Below are 17,809 nucleotides of genomic sequence, written 5' to 3'. Positions count from 1 at the left end.
GGACATGCCCCCCTCTTCGTTAGAATATTTTATAGTTGGCGAATTTGTAGGCGAGACGGTACGAGATGACGATCAGCACCAACGCGACGAACGACTTGAACAGGCCGACGGCCGTGCCGAAGCTCATCTCGCCGTTCAGAATCGCCATGCGGTACACGAACGTGTCGATGATGTCGCCCTTCGAATAGACGAGCGGATTGTACAGGTTGAAAATCTGGTCGAAGCCCGCGTTCAAGATGTTGCCGAGCGATAACGTGCCGAGCACGATCGTAATCGGAACGAGGGCCGGAATCGTAATGTGCACCGTCTGCTTCCACCGGTTCGCGCCGTCGACCTCCGCAGCTTCGTAGAGGGAGGGATTGATGCCTGCGAGCGAAGCGAGGAAGACGATCGTGCCGAAGCCGAATTCCTTCCAGACGTCGCTGAGCACGACCGTGACGCGGAACCAGTCGCCGTTGCCGAGGAAGAAGATCGGCTCGAGCCCGAACGCCGTCAGCGCCTTATTCACCAAGCCGGCCTCGGGAGAGAGCATATCGAGCAAGATCCCGCCGAGGATGACCCAGGAGAGGAAGTGGGGCAGATACACCAACGTCTGTACGGCGCGCTTGAATCCGAGGATGCGGATTTCGTTCAGCAGCAGCGCGAACAGGAACGGAGCGAACAGCTGGAAGACGATCTTCAAGGAAGCGATGATGAGCGTGTTCCAGATGACTTGAATGCTGTCCGGCCGCTCGAACATGTACCGGAAGTGATCCCAGCCGACCCAAGGAGAACCCGTGAAGCCGAGCCAAGGCTTGAAGTCCTGGAACGCCATGACGATCCCGGCCATCGGCAAATAGGCGAAGACGATCGTAAAGACGATGCCGGGAACCAGCATCAGATGCAGCGGCCACGTTTTGCGGAAGTTCCAACGCAGCTTGGGGCCTCTCGTTCGAATGTGCATAGCGGTATCGACTCCTCGCGAAGAATGACCGGTCCGATTTCCACGCGAACCGGCGGTTGTATCCTGGATCGGTTACAGTTATATTGTAGAGGGAAACCGCTTTCATTTCGACGTGAAAATGTAAAGACCGATATAACTTTGTTAACCGATTGATCGCGGAAGGGGAGAATGGCCGTGGTTCGCAACCGATTGACCACGTACGCGAAGCTCGTCATCTTGATCTTTGCCTTGTTGGTCCCGATCTCCGTTCTATACACGTACTCCAACGATACGACGTCGGGGGTCGTGAGGGAGGAGATTTTCGAATCGAACCGGAAGCAGCTCGTCTTCCTCGCCAGCCAAATGGACGAGCGGGCGGAGGAATTGGCGACGCTGGCCGTACTGCTCGTCCAGGACAACATCGTCAACGACTTCCAGTACGTGAAAGATTACGGCCGTTACACGGAAGTGATTCGGACGCGCACCGACGTCGTCGATCGGCTGATGCTGCAGCTGACCGCCAATGGCTGGATTAAACAAATTTCCGTATTCGCGCCTCGCGCGGGCGAGATGGAATCGACCGACCGCGGACGGGTGTTCGACGCGGCCGCGCTCACGACGGGCGTCGAGCACGGCTGGAGGTACGACCGCGCCGCGGGTGAGTTCGGTTGGTTCGCGGTCGAGCCGGCGAGCTTGTACGGCGAGCCGCTCAAGGCGAAGCTCGTGACGGAGATTCGGTTCTCTCGAAGCAATATCGAGGACATGCTCGATAACTACGACGCCGGGGGCTCGCGGAAGCCGTTCCTCTACCGTGCGCGGGACGGCATGATCGCCCTGCGGGAGGACGACCGGGAGATCCGGGAGCGCGTGACCTCCTTGATCGACGAAGTCGGGGGGGCGTTTTTCAACCGGACGCTTACGTACGACGGGAAGGAATTTCTGGCGAGCGCCGTCTATTTGCCGAATCTCGATTGGTATGTAGTGGACTACGTGCCGCTGGAGGAGGTGCTGGCGCCGATCGTTCGAAGCCGGAACCTGTTTTATTCCGTGTTGGTCTCTCTCCTCTTGTTCGGATTGGTCGCCTCCTTCATCCTGTACCGCAACGTGCAATTGCCCCTTCGCGAGCTGATCCGAAACATGCAGCGGCTCAAGATGGGCGATTTCGGAACGCGGATCGACGACGCGCCGCGCAACGAGTTCCGATTCGTCTTCGAACGATTCAACAGCATGGCCCGGCAAATTCAGGATTTGGTCGAGAAGGTGTACACCGAAAAGCTGCGCTCCCGGGAAGCGACGTTAAAGCAGCTGCAATCGCAAATCAACCCGCACTTCTTGTATAACTGCTTGTTCTTCATTCAAAATCGGGCGAGGCTCGGCGACGAGCAGGCGGTGGAAGCGATGGCGCTCAACCTCGGCGAATATTACCGGTACACGACCCGTCACGAGAAGCAAACCCCCCTGCTCGAGGAAGAGGTCCGTCTTCTTGAAAACTACTTGGTCATTCAGAAGCTTCGCTTGAAGCGGATCCGATACGAGATCGACGTTCCGGAGTCGATGCGCAAGCTCTCGATCCCGAGGCTGCTCGTGCAGCCGATCGTCGAGAATGCGATCGTGCACGGTCTCGAGCCGAAGGACGGGGAAGGGCGCATTCGAATTTCGGGGGCGACGGAGGACGGGCGCTGCCGGTTCACGATCGAGGACGACGGCGTCGGGATGACGCCGGAGCGGCTCGCGGAGCTGCGCCGCAAGCTGGACGAACCGCTGCAGGAGGAGACGGGCTGCGGGATGTGGAACGTGAACCAACGGCTGATCTATCTATTCGGCGCCGATTCGGGGCTGACGCTGTCGGCCTCCGAAGGGGGCGGGTGCCGGGTCACGCTGCAATGGCCGGCCGATCCGTCGTCGTCCGGGGAACATCATCGGGAAGAAAGGGCAGGATGAGAGCTTATGTACCAACTGTTGATCGTGGACGATGAAGAAACCGTCGTGGACGGCCTGGCCGATACGGTCCCCTGGGAGACGATCGGAATCGAGACGGTGCACCGGGCTTACTCCGGACACCAAGCGTTAGAGCTTGTAGACGCCCATGCGATCGATATCGTCATCACCGACATCCGGATGCCGGGCATCTCGGGCGTGGAGTTGATCGGGCGCATCCGGGAGCGGTCTCCGAGGACGAAGACGATCCTGCTCTCCGGTCACTCGGAATTCGAATACGCGCAAGAAGGCCTCCGCCAGCATGCATCGGATTATTTATTGAAGCCGATCCGCTACGAGGATCTCTTAGCCTCCGTCGCCCGGGCGATCGATCGGATTCGGGAGGAGTGGGAGGACGTCGTCTCGCATCGGAGAGCGTTGAACGCGCTCCGGCAGCATCTCCCGCTGCTCCGGGCGGATTTGCTGAACGAGCTGCTGCAAGGGCGAAGATTCGCGGCGGAGTCGCTTGCGGAAAAGCTGCGGATGCTGGAGGTGGAGCTGGCCGCCGGGGACGCCGTATCGCTCTTGCTCGTGCGCCTCGAAGAACCGTTCGCCGGGTCCGACCCCGGCAGCTTGTCTCTGTTCCAATATGCGATCGTGAATATGGCGGAGGAAATTTTCGCGGGGGAATTCATGCTGTGGGCGGCGAAGGAGCGGCACGATTATTTGGTGTTTCTGGCGAAAGCCCTAACGCCTTGCGAGCAGTCTGGCGAATCGCCTCGCGAGCGCGAGCGGCTCGAGACCCTTGCGGCGCAGCTGCAGAAAAGCGTGAATTCCTACTTGAAAGGAACGATCTCGATCGTCGCGAGCCCTTGGGGCGCGTTCCCGGACGGCGTCGCGACGCTGTACGAGTCGTCCGTCGCCGCGCTGCGGCGTCGTCTAGGCGCGGAACGCGAGCTGTTCGCCACGTGGAAGGAGCAGCACGGGGCCGGCGAAGGCGTCCATTCGCTTCGGCTGTTATACGAGCCGCCGCTGCTGCAACATCTGCTGGAGGCCGGGCGCTGGTCGACGGCGGAGGAGAAGCTGGAGGCGATCTTCGAGGAGCTCGAAGCGCGGTTCTCCGACTCGCTGGAGCATCTGCTCGAGGCCTATTACTCGATCGCCTCCGTCCTATCTTACATCGCTCATAAGAACGGCCGGAGGCTCGAGACCGTCATCGCCCGGGAATTCGACTTGTTCGCGGAGAGCGGGGGACTGCGTTCGATCGGGCGGCTGAGGGAGTGGACGCGTACGTCGATCGAGCGGATCCGCGCCGATATGGAGCACGAGGTGAAAGAGACGCGCACGTCCGTCGTGCAGCAGGTTCATGAGTACATCGAGCGGCACCTAACGGGGGACGTCTCGCTGCAGGCGATCGCGGGGCACGTCCATCTGCACCCCGTCTATTTATCCAGAGTGTACAAGCTGGAAACCGGGGAATCGCTCAGCGACTACTTGTATCGATTCCGCATGAATACGGCGGCGCATCTCTTGAAGGGAACCGACGATAAAATTTACGAGATCGCCGAACGCCTCGGGTACGCGCATCCGCCGTATTTCATTAAAGTGTTCAAGAAAGAGTTCGGCATGACGCCGCAGGAGTACCGGGACGGCAAATAACGGAGGTCGGGACGACGGAGCGGCGCTGCTACGACGCGAAGGCTCCCCTCGCGGCGACAGGCGATTGCGTACGCCTGCGCCGAAGGGGAGCCTGGTTTCGTTGCGGGGTCGCCCGCTTATTCGGTGATTTCGGATCGACCCGGAGGGGAGCGGACGATCCAAGGCGACAGGCTGTACAGCTCGCCGTCGAGGTAAGCTTTGAACTGTACCTGCTGCGCGTCCTGCGGAATGTCCTTCGGCTTGAAGGAGAAGCGATACTCCGCTTGGCCGTTCTCCGCAAGCCCGTACGTCGCGCCGGTCACGGTCTCCGACGCCAGGAGAGCGCCTCCGCCGTGCACTTCGATCGTCACCGATTCGCCGGCCGGCGCGTCCGCGTACAGCGCCCCGTCCGTCTTGCCCCCCGGATTGAACCGGAGGTCGCCGAACCGGTTCGGCATGACCCGCGCTTGAACCGACGCGGTAACGACGGTTCGGCCGTCGAGCGTAACGACCGCATGGACCGACGCCTCGCCCGCGGCTACGGCGGCGATGCCTTGCGCCGTCGCCGCGACGACGTTCGGATCGCTCGATACGTACCGGACCGACGCCCCGCCGAGCGCGGCTAGCCGTCCGTTCGCCAAGCTCACGGAGACCGAAGCGTTCGCTTCTTCGCCGACGTACAGCGGACCGGAGGACGACAGGGCGATGTCCGCCGAGTCGATCTTCACCGGAATCTTAAACAGCTTGGAGCCGTTCATGTAATAGAGGCTGCCGTCCGAGCCGAGCGTCATCAAGTTGACCGTGCCGTTGATCATCTGCTTCGTCCGGAGGTCCGCCGGGTCGACGGCGAACAAGCTTCTCCCGATATTCGTGTAGAGCAGTCCGTCCGGGCCGAAGCGGAGATAGTACGGACGATATTTGCTCGTGTTGAACGGCGACCGCGTCACGATCTTGCTCTTCACGACGTCGAGCGTCTCCGGATTCATGGCGAACAGCGCGGCGTCATACGCATCCACGGTGCCGTCCGCCTTGTACACGGCGCCGTCCGCGATGCCCCACAGCAGCCCGTCGGGACCGATCTCCAGCTCGCCGATCAAGTTGATCGGGCCTTCAAGGCCGGGGATGCGCGGCGTGAACGGCTGGACGGACAGCTGCCTCGACGCGACGTCGAAGACGAACATCTTGGCTTCCGACGCGGTCGGTTCCACGCCGAGGCCGCCGGCCCGCGACGTTCCGCCGTATACTTTCCCGTTCGCGTAAGCCAAGCCGAACAAGCTCTGGTTCGGAACGAGGCCCTGGTACGTCTCGAATTCGATGCGCGGCCGGTCGTTGTCGCCGTCCGCGATTTCGCGGAGGATCGTCAAGGCGCCGCCGAGACGACCGTACGTCGGGAACGTGCCGATGAACAGCTGGCCGTCGCCGCTCGTCATCGTGAACGGACGGTCCTGATCCGCTTCGAGATCGGCCGCGAGGCCCGGATTCGCCCAGCCTAGCTCGCTGTATTCCAGCGGCTTCGTCATATCCAAGCGATACATCTTCGCTCCGCTGTACGTGCCGAAGTAGACGTTGCCGTCGAGGAAGCCGATGCCCTCGGGCTGATGGAACGCTTGGTTGTTATAGATGAACCGCCCGCTCGCCGTATCGTAGATGCTCACGCCGCGCTGATAGCCGCCGATGAACAAGAAATCGCCTTGCGCTTCCAGCGCGTTCGCCGTCGCGGGCGAAGGAGGCACTGCCGCGAGGTGCTCCTCGTACGCGTTCGTCGTCGGATCGTAGAGGAATGTCTCGCCGAAGGCCGCCATGCCCGCGAGCACCGTCTTCCCCGCGAAGGCGCCGCTCGTCGGCGCAATCCAAGCGTGCGACTTCACGGCGGTGTCGTCCGGCAGCTCCGGAATGCCCTCGACCTTCGCGATGGTATCGGAAGCGAGATTGTAGGCGAACAGGTCGCCGTTTTGCTTATAGTACACTAGGTTCGAATCGTAAGGGGAAGGCGGAGACACCTTCGTCTGGAAGTCGATCGTGCGGATGTACGCATGGGTCGCTTCGTCGAGGACGTGAAGCTTGAGCCCGGAATACACCAACAGCTTGCCGCCGTAGACGTCGATCTCCGACAGCGTGCCGGATCGTCCGGAGACGCCCGGAATGTCGATCTCGGTCGCCTCGCCGCTGCGCCGGTCGTAACGCATGAGGTGAGCGGTCGTGCCGATCCCGACGTACACGTAGTCGTCCGTCACGCCGAGCCCGCGGGCGTATTGCTGGCCTTCCTTCATGACGCCGAGATCCCGGAAGACGCCGGAGGCGATGTCGTATTCGAAGACGCGGCCGAGATTCGTGCTGGAATACGTCGCGCCGTACAGCTTCCCGTCCGCGCTCGCCTTCAGATCGAACACTTGCTTGTTCGACGGATTTTGCCCCAACGCTTCGATGCGGCGCTCTCCGGGCAGGTAACGGTACAATTCGCCGTTCGTGCTGAAGTACACGTTGCCGTCCGGCGCCTTCGTCAGCCCCCAGATCGTGTCGGAGCCGGACAAGCTTTGCGAAAACAAGAGCTCTCCCGTAAGCGCATCTACCGCGTGGAACGCTACAGGGGTGCCGACCGTCGTCACGTATTGCTCCGGACGGCCGTCCGGGCCGACCCCGAACGCCGCCGATTGGGACAAGGCGATCTTCACCGCGTCGCCGATTTCGACCGGTTCGTCGTAGACGAGCGCCAGCGGATTCTCGACGGTGACTTGCTTCCGGTCGAGCGAGACATCGTCGATATACGCGGAAGTGCCGGTTCCGCTGCCGCCCATATAGAAGTAGAAGTCCGCGTACACGGTGCCTGCGGGCGCCGTGCCTTCGATCGTCATCGTCTGCCAGCCGTTGTTCGAGGAGAGGATGCTGACGAGCTGGGTTTCGCTCCCGAGGACCGGGGCGTTGGTACCGCCCTTAAACCGAAGGTACCCGCGCACACTCTTCGCAGCGACGTACACCTTCGCCGTCAATCGGTACGTCTCTCCCGGCGTCGCCGGGACGTTGGCGCCGTAGACGCCGATCTGGTTCGTCGCGTTGTCATCGACGATCTTCAGGCTGTTCGCGCCGGAATACGACTTGTCCTGCACGATCGTCGCGCTGACGCCCGCGGAAGTCGGCGAAGCGACGACCCGCCACCCGGTCGGCGCCGTCGGCGAGCTTTCGAAATCCCCGTTGACGACCGGCATCGGGACGTATTCGACGATTTCGTCCGCCAAGGCGGCGGGGGCGAGAGACGGAACGGCGAGCGCGGCGCTGAGAAGCAAGGCGAGAGGGCGTTTCCTGGTCAACATGATCTTCCTCCTTGTACGTTGGTAAGACAATGCATATCCCGTAGACTCGTCTTAGAATTCCACAAGGCGATATCTAGGCTACATAGGTTCAGGCTACAGGGGAATTGCAAGGATGTCAATCGGGAAAACGGTCGAAATCCGTCTATTTATAGTCTAGAAATCGCCTATCGTTTCGCTGGGGCAACATGCTATAATAATCCGAAACGAACAGATACGAAGGAAGGTAGGGAACGCCATGGCCAGGCCGAGCCGAAGCGAATTTACGGCCCGCATCCGCGCGCTCGCGGATCGGGTGCGCGAGGACATCGCCTCCGGCGCGCTGCAGCCGGGAGACTACTTGCCCTCCGAGGTGGAGCTGGGCGGAACGTTCGGGCTGAGCAAGGAATCGGTCCGCAAGGCGCTGGACGCGCTCGTGGGAGAGGGCTTGATCGTGAAAATGAAACGCGTCGGCAATCAAGTCGTCCGGCCGCCCGAGCGGAAGCCGGACCGCGTCGACGCCGCGGCGGGCGGGGAGCGGACGACGCTCCGCTTCGCCTATTACCCGTCGCTGGAAACGGAAGCGCGGATGGCATCGTCGATCGCCGCCTTCGAGCGGGCGTATCCGACCTTCGCGGTGCGGGCGATTCCGACGCCGTTCCCCGCGGAATATGCGGAACACGGCATCGCGGACGTCATCGCGCTGACCAATTGGGACGCGTTGAAGTGGAAGGAGCGGGATGCGTCGTTCGCGAGGCTCGGGGCCGCGCCGCGGACGGAAGCCGCGCACGCGTCGTTGTTCGCTCCGTTCCTGCGCGCGGACGGACGGGCGGCGGCTGCGCCGTTCGTCTATTCGCCGATCGTGCTCTGCTACAACCGCGAACATCTCGCCGCTTGCTCGCTGGAGGAGCCGCAGCCGGACTGGACGTGGTACACGCTGCTGAAGGCCGCCCGCGTCCTGGGCGGCGAGCTCGGCGTCACGGGCTTCGCCTCCCATATGCAATCCGTGAACCGCTGGACGGTGTTCCTGCTGCAGAACGGCTTCCGCTTCCAAGAAGGGGAAGGGGCTCGGGCGGCGGACCACCCCGCGTTGTGGGACAGCCTGCGGGTCGCGCGCGAGCTCGTCCATCAGCAGGAGGGCGGGCGCCGGTTCTGGACGGAGAACGACGCGGACGCGGAGCGTTGGTTCCAGGAAGGCCGGGTGTCGATGATCATGACCTCTTACTTCGGGTTGAATCGGCTGCTGCAGACGGGCATCGATTACGGCGTCGCGCGGCTGCCGAGGCTTCGGTACGACGCAACGCTGCTGCTCGTCACGGGACTCGCCGTCGCGGCGGACACGAAGCATGCCGAAGCGGCGGAAGCGTTCGTTCGCTTCCTGTGCGGCCGGGAGGCGCAGCTCGGCATTCGCCGCGACACGCTGACGCTCCCGGCTCATCCGGAGGCGCTGGCCGTTCTCGACGGGTTCGACGGAAACCGACCGTCTCGCGAGCCCGACCCGGCGGAACTGTGGGACGCATGCCGAGATTACGAGGAGCTCCGCTTCGGGACGTCGGCGCTCGAGGCGATTCGCGAGGAGCTGAAGGGGTACTGGTCGAAGCTCGAGGACGAAACGGAGGCCAGCCTTCGCTTGGAGTCGCTGCTGCTCGGTAAGTAGCTCGACGAAACGCTTCGAAAGGAAATGCACAAGTACAGCTATTCGAACGGAAAACGGGAAGAAACAGCGGAATACCTGCAAATCTGCAGGTACTCCGGCAGCTTCGTCGGTCTGAAGCTAGAAATAGATGTATTTTCGCAGGTATTGTAAGGCGGCAGGGATATAGGGGACGAAGTAACTGTATATCTGCAGGCAGAGCTGGAGGCGTAACGGCGACAGCTTCGCATGCCTGTGCAAGGACCGCCAAGCAAGCCGGGCGGGACAAGGGGGCTGGCCTTCGGGATGGGTTCGTCCGCAAGCCGGACGTCGGCTGCCGGGAAGAAGAGAGTCGACGCCGCAGGAGGGACGAACATAGCAAAAGGTTCTTTACGCTCCTTGACATGTCTGATAAGCTGATAAGTAAATCACACCATTTCCTCCGAGAGGACGGTTCGGCGCATGAAGGTTTCTTTATTTATTACGTGTTTGAGCGACGCCATCTATCCGCGCGTGGGCGAAGCGATGGCGCGGCTGCTCGCGAAGTACGGCGTGGCGGTCGACTTCCCCGCGTCGCAGACGTGCTGCGGCCAGCCCGCGTTCAACAGCGGTTATTGGGACGAGGCGCGCGCTTCGGCGAAGACGCTGATCGAGGCGTTCGACGACAGCGACTTCGTCGTGTCCCCGTCGGGCTCTTGCACCGGCATGATCCATCATTATTTTCCGAAGCTGTTCGAAAACGACCCCGCGCTGCTCGCGAAAGCGAACGCGCTCGCGGCGAAGACGTACGAGTTCACGCAGTTTCTCGTTCAGGTGCTCGGCGTCGAGGACGTCGGCGCGTCGTTCCCGCACAAAGTGACGTATCACCCGTCGTGCCACGGCAGCCGCTTGCTCGGCATCAAGAACGAGCCGGCGACGCTGATGGCGAACGTGCGCGGGATGGAGCTGGTGCCGCTGCCGTTCGCGGAGGATTGCTGCGGCTTCGGCGGCACGTTCGCGGTGAAGATGTGCGACATCTCCGGCGCGATGGTGTCGGAGAAGGCGGACCATGTGCTCGAGACCGAAGCGGAGGTACTGGTCGGCCTCGATATGGGGTGCATGATGAACATCGCGGGCAATTTGCGTTATCGCGGCAAGCCGGTGCGCGTCATGCATCTGGCGGAGCTGCTCTACGAGGGGGTGTCGGCCGTTGAGTCACGCTAACGCGCACGGGTCGACCGTCAAGGAACGCGCGGACATCGCGCTGAACGACGAGTTTCTGCGCAAGGCCGTCAAGTTTACGACCGAGCGGCTGCGGAACGGGAAGAAGGCGGCGTCCGCCGAGCACGGCAACTGGGACGAATGGCGCGAGCGCGGCCGGCAAATCCGTCTGCATACGATCGCGCATCTGGATTACTATTTGAATACGTTCATCGAAAATGCCCGCGCCAACGGCGTCCATATCCACTTCGCGGATACGGCTGCGGAGGCGGTCGAGATTTCGCTGACGATCGCGAAGCACGTCGGCGCGCGCTCCGTCGTGAAATCGAAGTCGATGGTGAGCGAGGAGCTTCACTTGAACGCGGCGTTAGAGGGGATCGGCGTCGAGTCGATCGAGACGGACCTCGGCGAGTACATCATTCAGCTAGCCAACGAGACGCCGTCGCACATTATCATTCCTGCGATTCATAAGAACCGCTATCAGATCGCGGAGCTGCTGTCGAAGGATGCGGGCGAGACGCTGGAGCCGGAGACGAAGATATTGGCGGGCTTCGTGCGCAAGAAGCTGCGGGAGAAGTTCCTCGAGGCCGACATCGGCATGACGGGCTGCAACTTCGCGATCGCGGAGAGCGGGTCGATGGTCCTGTTCGAAAACGAAGGCAACGCACGCATGGTCACCACGGTGCCGAAGACGCAAATTACGCTGATGGGCATGGAGCGCATCATCCCGACATGGGACGATCTTGAAGTGATGGCGACGCTGCTGCCGCGTTCGGCTACGGGTCAGCGTCTGACGGTGTATATGTCCGGCATTACCGGCCCCCGGCGGACGGACGACGGCGACGGGCCGGAGGAGATGCATATCATCATCGTCGACAACGGCCGTTCGCTGCAGCTCGGCGATCCCGAGTTCCAGGAGCTGCTCAATTGCATTCGCTGCGGCGCCTGCCTGAACGCCTGCCCGGTCTACCGCCACATCGGCGGACACGCGTACGGCGGCACGTACAGCGGCCCGATCGGCGCGGTGCTGACGCCGGCGCTGCAGAAGAACGTCGCCGAGTGGGACGACATCGCGAACGCGTCGAGTCTCTGCGGAGCGTGTTACGAGGCGTGCCCGGTCAAGATTCCGCTGCACGACATGCTCGTCTACTTGCGGCGGCGCAAGGTACAGGCCGGGGGCGGCGACCCGTTGGAAAAGGCAGGAATGAAAGGGTTCCAGGTCATCATGACGAACGCCTCGCGCTTCCGCGGCGTGCTGAAGCTCGCGAAGCTCGGGCAGCCGCTCGTCGCGCGGGACGGGTACATCAAGGCGAAGATCGGCCCTCTGGCGGGCTGGAATTCGTACCGCCATCTGCCGGCGCTGCCGAGCGATTCGTTCCGCGACCGCTGGACGACGTTGTACGGCGAGCTGCAAGCGGAGGCGGGAACGAAAAGCGAGGAAGCGCGTCGCCGGATGGAAGCGGCGCTCGCCAAGCGGAAACAGGAAGGAGGCCGCGGCCATGACTAACGATGTATTGAAGCGGCTCGAGGCGCGGTCGATCGCCAAGCAATCCGAATTTATCGGCAACATCGCGAGCCGGCTCGGCCGCGTCGGGAAAACCGATTCGAAGCCGAAGCATCCGTTCAAAGGCGCGCCGGCGTTCTGGAACGAGTTCGACCTGCCGCTCGAGGAGCGGGTCTCGTTGTTCTCGGACAACTGGGGCAAGGCCGGCGGCCATGTCGTGCGTCACGGCTCCATGGAGGAGGCGAAGGCGTGGATCGCGGCGAAGGCTAACGAGCTCGGAGCGAAGCTGGTGCTCCGGCAAAACCAGCCGGAGTTGAACGCGCTCGCCATCGAAGCGGAGCTGCCGGAGGCGCGCGTCGTCGTGTGGGACGAAGCGCCGAAGTCGGATCGGCTCGCGGTCGCGGCCGGCGCCGACATCGGCCTCATCGTCGTCGACCATGCCGTCGCCTATACCGGCTCGCTCGTCGCGAAGTCGTCCGCGCGGAAGGGCCGCTCCGTCAGCCTGCTGCCGACGGCGCTGTTCGCGATCGTGCCGCTGGACCGGCTGAAGACGCGCCTCGGCGAAGTGCTTCGCCCGCTCGACGCGACGCCGCGCGAGCAGCTGCCGGCCGGCGTCCACTTCATCTCGGGCCCGAGCCGCTCCGCCGATATCGAGAACGACCTGACGATCGGCGTCCACGGCCCCGGCGTCGTGTACGCGATTCTGGTAGGATAGGCGGGCTTCGGGAGATGGACATCGCAAAGCTGTCGAAGCGGAACCACTACGAGCACATTACGGAACAGCTGAAGCGGCTGATCGTGGACGGGGAGCTGAAGCCGGGCGACAAGCTCCCTTCCACGAAGGAGCTGTCGGAGCGGTTCGGCGTCGGACGCTCCACGATGCGGGAGGCGCTCAGCGCGTTGAAGGCGATGGGGCTGATCGACGTCCGGCAGGGCGGGGCGAGCACGGTGCTGGCCCCGCCGCCGGCGGGGATCGAAAGTCTCGAAAGCCTGGTCCTCAATAAGCGCACGATTCTCGATTTGCTCGAGGCGCGGCAGTCGTTCGAGATCGCCAACGCGGGCCTCGCCGCGCGGAAGCGGACCGAGGACGATCTCGCCGCCTTCCGGCTCATCCTGAACGACATGCGCGTCTCCCTCGGCGACGAGGAAGCCGGCGAGCGCACCGATCTCGCGTTCCATCGCCAGCTGGCGGCGGCCACGCGCAACTCGGTGCTGCCGACGCTGTTCGAGGCGGTCTCTTCGCAGATGGAGCTGGCGATCCGCGAGACGCGGCGGGCGGAGCTGTACGCGAACCGGTCCGTGTCGGATCGGCTGTACCTCGAGCACGTGGCCATATTCGAAGCGGTCGAGCGCGGCGACCCGCCGGCCGCGGAACGCCGCATGCGCGAGCATCTCGAGCATGTCGAGAGCATCCTGATGAAACATCTTCAACTCCTACAAAAGTATGGGGAAAAATAGGTCTGGCAATGCTATGTTCGCAATGCTATACTCCCGGTGTATACGTTTAACAACATGAAATACACCAAGATGCCGGGGTGAGCGAAGGTGAAAGTGTTTAAATATATCGTGCTGCCGGTCGTCGCGGCCGCGGTCGTCTGGTTCGGGGCGCCGTACGCGGCCGATTACCTGCAGCCGGATACGTCCGCGCAGGCGCCGACCGAGGCGCCGGCGGACGAGCCTGCGGGCGCCGATGAGCCGTCGGATGCCGAAGGCGAGGCGCCGTCCGAGCCGGAGGACGTTCCGGCCTCGGGCTCGCCGGAGGAAGCTCCGTCGTCGGACGAGCCTGCCGAGGAAGCGCCCGAGGCGGAGGAGCCGCGGGACGAGGAGACGGCGCCGGCGTTCTCCGACGAGGCGAAGGCGGCGATCTTGTTCGTCAACAAGGAGCATCCGCTCGACGCGAAATACAAGCCGGACGATCTCGTCGTGCCGGACGTGAAGTTCTCGTTCGACGGCGACAATCCGAAGAAGCAGCTGCAGCGGGTCGCCGCGGAAGCGCTCGAACGACTGTTCGCGCAGGCGGAAGAGGACGGCATCGAGCTGCGGGCGGTATCCGGCTATCGATCGTACGCGACGCAGAAGGCGATCTTCGAGCGCAACGCGAGCATCAAGGGCGAGGAGGAAGCGAACCGGACGAGCGCGTACCCCGGGCAGAGCGAGCATCAGACGGGCCTCGCCATGGACGTGTCCGCGGCCAGCGTGAACTATGCGCTCGAAGAAGTGTTCGGCGAGACGGTAGAGGGCATCTGGTTGGCGGAGAACGCGGCGAGCCACGGCTTCATTATCCGGTACCCGAAGGATAAAGAGGACGTCACCGGCTACAAATACGAGCCGTGGCATCTGCGCTACGTCGGCGTCGACATCGCCGAGTTCGTGACGGAGCAGGGGCTTACGCTCGAGGAGTTTCTAGAAGAATAACGGCGCCTAAGGGGCCGCCGCGAGAGCAGCATGGATGCTTTCGCGGCGGCTTTTTTACATCTTGGGGAGGGCTTGCCCAGAACAGAGGAAATCAGGTAACCTTCCTCGAGCGCTTCGCTATACCGCCGACGAGCTGTATTCGCCTTGCGGCGCGCGGGTCGGCTCCTGCGACTGCTCCGCTTCCTTGGCGGCCGCCTTTCCTTCCATCTTGCACATCCCTTGGAATACGGCGCCCTCGGCGACGACGAGCGAGTCGGCCGACGCGTCGCCGTACAGCCGGCCGGTGCCGGTCAGCGTCAAAGTGCCGCGGGCGGATACGTTGCCGTGCACGACGCCCGCGATCACGACGTTGCGCGCGTCGATGTTCGACGTCGCCTTGCCGCTCTCGCCGATCGCGACGTCGCCGCCGCACTCGATGTCGCCGATCATCCGGCCTTCGACCCGGAGGCTTGTCTCGGATGCGATCTTCCCTTCGAACGCGCTGCCTTCGCCGATCAACGTATCGGTCGCGCTCACGTCGACGCGTTTGGACTTAAACATGCTCAGGTCATCCTTCCTTACTGGAGAAATATCGTTTCGGATTGATCGGTTCGCCGTTCTTATGTACCTCGTAATGCAGATGCGGGCCGGTGCTGCGGCCGGTAGAGCCGAGCTTGCCGATGCGGTCGCCCTTCTTCACGCGCTGCCCCTTCGCGACAAGCGACTTCGACAGATGCATGTAGACCGTCTCGAAGCCGTTGCCGTGTTTCACGTAAATATAGTTACCCATGGCGCGATCGTACCCGGTGCGGGCGACTTGGCCGTCCGCCGTCGCGAAGATCGGATCGCCGACGTCGCCGCCGAAGTCGATGCCCTTGTGGTACGCGCTGCGGCGGGTGAACGGGTCCTTGCGGTATCCGAACGAGGACGTCACCGTCGTCGACGTCGTCGGGAAGATCGAAGGGGTGCCGCGCCGCAGACTCGCGAGCTTCTCCGCTTCCTGCAGCGCTTCTTGCAGCGCGCCTTCGAGCCGTTCGGCTTCTACGGACATCGCCTCGATGTCGCCGTGCGTCGTCTTCGACAGTCGAAGCGCCTCCTCGGTGTCGACGGGGTCGTATTGGCCGCCGACGGCCGACCCGGCGGGGACGAACCTTCCGGCGACGCCCCCGTTCGCCCGCTTCGCTTCCGCGGCGGGCGTCCCGTCGTCCGCTTCGGTCAAGGACAAAATTTCGCGTTCGAGCGACTGCAGCGCCGCCATCTTCGCGGCGAACGTCTCCGCTTCTTGCGACAATCGGACGACTTCGTCCTGAAGCTTCGCGATCTCCGTATTTTTCGCTTCCAAGGTTCGCTCGTGCGCGGCCCGTTCGGCCGACCATTCCGCCTTCATGTCGCCGTTCGCCTGAAGCGCCGCCGACTGGGTCTGGACTAAGACCGCCGCGGACGCGCCCAACAGGAGCGCGACGGGGGGCAAGACATAGAGCCAGACGGCGGAAAATTGCAGCCGCCGCACCTGCCGGTTCGCTTCGGGAATGATCAAAAACGTTAGCTTCTTGGTCCATCGGTGGGGAATCATATCGTCTCCTTCGAATGCCTGTGTGGGGTAACGTTTCTAAACGCAACGGGATTTAGTATGGACGATTTTGGGAATCGAACGCTTGGAAATTTAAGCCAGGTCGTCGGGTTTCCCGCATCGCGTAGCGCGAATGTTCCCCCGGCCCCGCGGGCATCCTATTCGGTACGCCACGGAGGTGACTTCATCGCTCATGATCTGGTTGACGTCGATCTTGCTGCTGTTCATTTTCCAAATCGCCACCGTTCTGTTCGTAGAGCTCAGGCGCCCGTCCAAAGCGATCGCATGGTTGTCCATTATGTTCATGCTCCCGATCGTCGGCCTATTCGTCTATTATTTTATAGCCCGGGAGTATCGACAGCGTACGATGGTGAAGCGCAGGGAGCGGGAGACGGTAGAGGAAGCGAATCGTCACCGGCTGCCGCCGCACGCGCATGAGCTGCAGCGGATTACGGACTTCCCGAATCCGTCGATGCAGGAGGAGAAACGGTTGTTCGGCTTGCTGCGCAGTTTCCCCGACGCGACGATCACGATGCGCAACGACACGACGGTGCTCGCGTCCGCTCAGGAGACGTACCGCGTGATGCTTGAGGACATCGAGCGGGCGAAAGATCACATACATATGCTGTACTACATCTGGAACGACGACGTGTACGGCCGGAAATTTCACGATGTGCTGGTCCGTAAAGCGCTGGAGGGCGTCGAGGTGCGCATTATTTACGACGGGATCGGCGCGTATTCGACTCCGAAAGGGTTTTGGAACAGCTTGCGGGCGGCGGGCGGACATGTGCATTGCTTCCTGCCCGCGGTGATCGCTTTATTCGACAAGCGGCTGAATTACCGAAACCACCGGAAAATTACCGTGGTGGACGGAATGGTCGGTTACGTGGGCGGCATCAACATCGGGGACGAATACACGGGGAAGGACAAGAAACTCGGGTACTGGCGGGACACCTCCGTAAGAATCATGGGGGATGCCGTATACGAGCTGCAGCGCGTGTTCGCGAAAGATTGGCAGTTCGTGTGCGGCGAGAGGCTGCCGTACGCGGAGCGATTTTTTCCGAAGCATCCGGTCGCGGCGAAGGATACGGTGCAGATCGTGCCGAGCGGCCCGGATTCGAATTGGAACACGATCTTAGAGATGTACTTCACGGCGATCTGCAGCGCGAAGGAGCGGATCTTCGTCACGACGCCGTATCTGATCCCCGACCGCAGCTTGCTGATGGCGCTGAAGACGGCGGCGCTTGCGGGCGTCGACGTGCGCATCGTCATTCCGGGCGTCGCCGATTCGAAGGTGACGTTATGGGCGTCGTTATCGTTCGTCGAAGAGCTGCTGCAGACCGGCGTCCGCATCTACCGGTACCGCAAGGGGTTCATGCATGCGAAAATCGTCGTCGTGGACGACCACTTCGCTACGACCGGGACGGCGAATATGGATTTGAGAAGTTTCTTTGATAATTTCGAAATTAACGCTGCGTTTTTCGACGAGAAGATCGTCGCTCGGTTCGCAAGCGACGTGCTGCTCGACATCGCCGAGAGCGAGGAACTTCGGCTCGATGCGTTCGCTACGCGGGGGAAGCTGCAGATCGCCAAGGAGGCGCTCGGCCGGCTCATTTCGCCGCTGTTGTAGGCGGCGACGCCGGGATGGGGCGCCTCGGCGCTGAGCGACCGGGGGGTGACCCGGATCGGGTCAGGAGGCGGCGCGCGACGTGCCGAGGTGACCCGAAACGGGTCAGCGGCGCCGCTC

Annotated in this window: 13 protein-coding genes; 9 read left to right on the top strand and 4 right to left on the bottom strand. The window is 62.5% G+C overall.

The features are described from left to right. Nucleotides 1-19 precede the first annotated feature (19 nt). Nucleotides 20-943 carry an ABC transporter permease gene (locus RIN49_RS22580; protein ID WP_309122412.1) on the bottom strand — a complete coding sequence of 308 codons (924 nt, stop codon included), beginning with the start codon at nt 941-943 and terminating at the stop codon, nt 20-22. Nucleotides 944-1,117: 174 nt separating this feature from the next. Between RIN49_RS22580 and RIN49_RS22575 the strand changes: the two genes are divergently transcribed. Beyond that, on the top strand, nt 1,118-2,863 hold the full coding sequence (locus RIN49_RS22575; RefSeq protein WP_309122411.1) for a sensor histidine kinase: 1,746 nt from the start codon (nt 1,118-1,120) through the stop codon (nt 2,861-2,863). Between the two features lie 6 nt (nt 2,864-2,869). Continuing rightward, the gene (locus tag RIN49_RS22570) at nt 2,870-4,498 is read left to right on the top strand and encodes a response regulator (RefSeq protein WP_309122410.1); all 1,629 of its coding nucleotides are present in this window, start codon (nt 2,870-2,872) and stop codon (nt 4,496-4,498) included. A 116-nt stretch (nt 4,499-4,614) separates the two neighbouring features. On the opposite strand, the gene RIN49_RS22565 is transcribed toward RIN49_RS22570, so the two are convergent. After that, a complete protein-coding gene (locus tag RIN49_RS22565) occupies nt 4,615-7,785 on the bottom strand; it encodes a carbohydrate binding domain-containing protein (RefSeq protein WP_309122409.1) in 3,171 nt (1,056 codons plus the stop codon). Nucleotides 7,786-8,020: 235 nt separating this feature from the next. On the opposite strand from RIN49_RS22565, the gene RIN49_RS22560 reads away from it, so the two are divergent. The 6 genes from RIN49_RS22560 to RIN49_RS22535 all read left to right on the top strand — a co-directional run bounded on the left by RIN49_RS22560 (nt 8,021) and on the right by RIN49_RS22535 (nt 14,513). Then, nucleotides 8,021-9,418 (top strand): extracellular solute-binding protein, encoded by a 1,398-nt coding sequence (locus RIN49_RS22560; protein ID WP_309122408.1) that lies wholly within the window; start codon nt 8,021-8,023, stop codon nt 9,416-9,418. 438 nt (nt 9,419-9,856) lie between these two features. Continuing rightward, the gene (locus tag RIN49_RS22555; RefSeq protein WP_309122407.1) at nt 9,857-10,597 is read left to right on the top strand and encodes a (Fe-S)-binding protein; all 741 of its coding nucleotides are present in this window, start codon (nt 9,857-9,859) and stop codon (nt 10,595-10,597) included. Continuing rightward, nucleotides 10,584-12,101, top strand: a complete 1,518-nt coding sequence (locus RIN49_RS22550) for a LutB/LldF family L-lactate oxidation iron-sulfur protein (protein ID WP_309122406.1) — start codon at nt 10,584-10,586, stop codon at nt 12,099-12,101. The genes RIN49_RS22555 and RIN49_RS22550 overlap by 14 nt, the downstream gene beginning before the upstream one ends. Next, on the top strand, nt 12,094-12,813 hold the full coding sequence (locus tag RIN49_RS22545) for a LutC/YkgG family protein (protein WP_309122405.1): 720 nt from the start codon (nt 12,094-12,096) through the stop codon (nt 12,811-12,813). The genes RIN49_RS22550 and RIN49_RS22545 overlap by 8 nt, the downstream gene beginning before the upstream one ends. 14 nt (nt 12,814-12,827) lie before the next feature. Then, nucleotides 12,828-13,556 carry a FadR/GntR family transcriptional regulator gene (locus RIN49_RS22540; RefSeq protein WP_309122404.1) on the top strand — a complete coding sequence of 243 codons (729 nt, stop codon included), beginning with the start codon at nt 12,828-12,830 and terminating at the stop codon, nt 13,554-13,556. A gap of 87 nt (nt 13,557-13,643) precedes the next feature. Further along, a complete protein-coding gene (locus RIN49_RS22535; RefSeq protein WP_309122403.1) occupies nt 13,644-14,513 on the top strand; it encodes a M15 family metallopeptidase in 870 nt (289 codons plus the stop codon). Between the two features lie 117 nt (nt 14,514-14,630). On the opposite strand, the gene RIN49_RS22530 is transcribed toward RIN49_RS22535, so the two are convergent. Both RIN49_RS22530 and RIN49_RS22525 read right to left on the bottom strand, forming a co-directional pair. Beyond that, nucleotides 14,631-15,053 carry a bactofilin family protein gene (locus RIN49_RS22530; RefSeq protein WP_309122402.1) on the bottom strand — a complete coding sequence of 141 codons (423 nt, stop codon included), beginning with the start codon at nt 15,051-15,053 and terminating at the stop codon, nt 14,631-14,633. Nucleotides 15,054-15,060: 7 nt separating this feature from the next. Continuing rightward, nucleotides 15,061-16,065 carry a peptidoglycan DD-metalloendopeptidase family protein gene (locus RIN49_RS22525; protein WP_309122401.1) on the bottom strand — a complete coding sequence of 335 codons (1,005 nt, stop codon included), beginning with the start codon at nt 16,063-16,065 and terminating at the stop codon, nt 15,061-15,063. 190 nt (nt 16,066-16,255) lie between these two features. On the opposite strand from RIN49_RS22525, the gene cls reads away from it, so the two are divergent. Further along, nucleotides 16,256-17,692 (top strand): cardiolipin synthase, encoded by a 1,437-nt coding sequence (gene cls / locus RIN49_RS22520; protein ID WP_309122400.1) that lies wholly within the window; start codon nt 16,256-16,258, stop codon nt 17,690-17,692. The last annotated feature ends 117 nt before the right edge of the window (nt 17,693-17,809 follow it).

The sequence above is a fragment of the Paenibacillus sp. genome (assembly GCF_031177825.1).
Classification (GTDB): domain Bacteria; phylum Bacillota; class Bacilli; order Paenibacillales; family YIM-B00363; genus Paenibacillus_AE.
The sequence above is the reverse complement of the archived record's forward strand: the minus strand, read 5'-3'. Positions and strand labels throughout refer to the sequence as shown.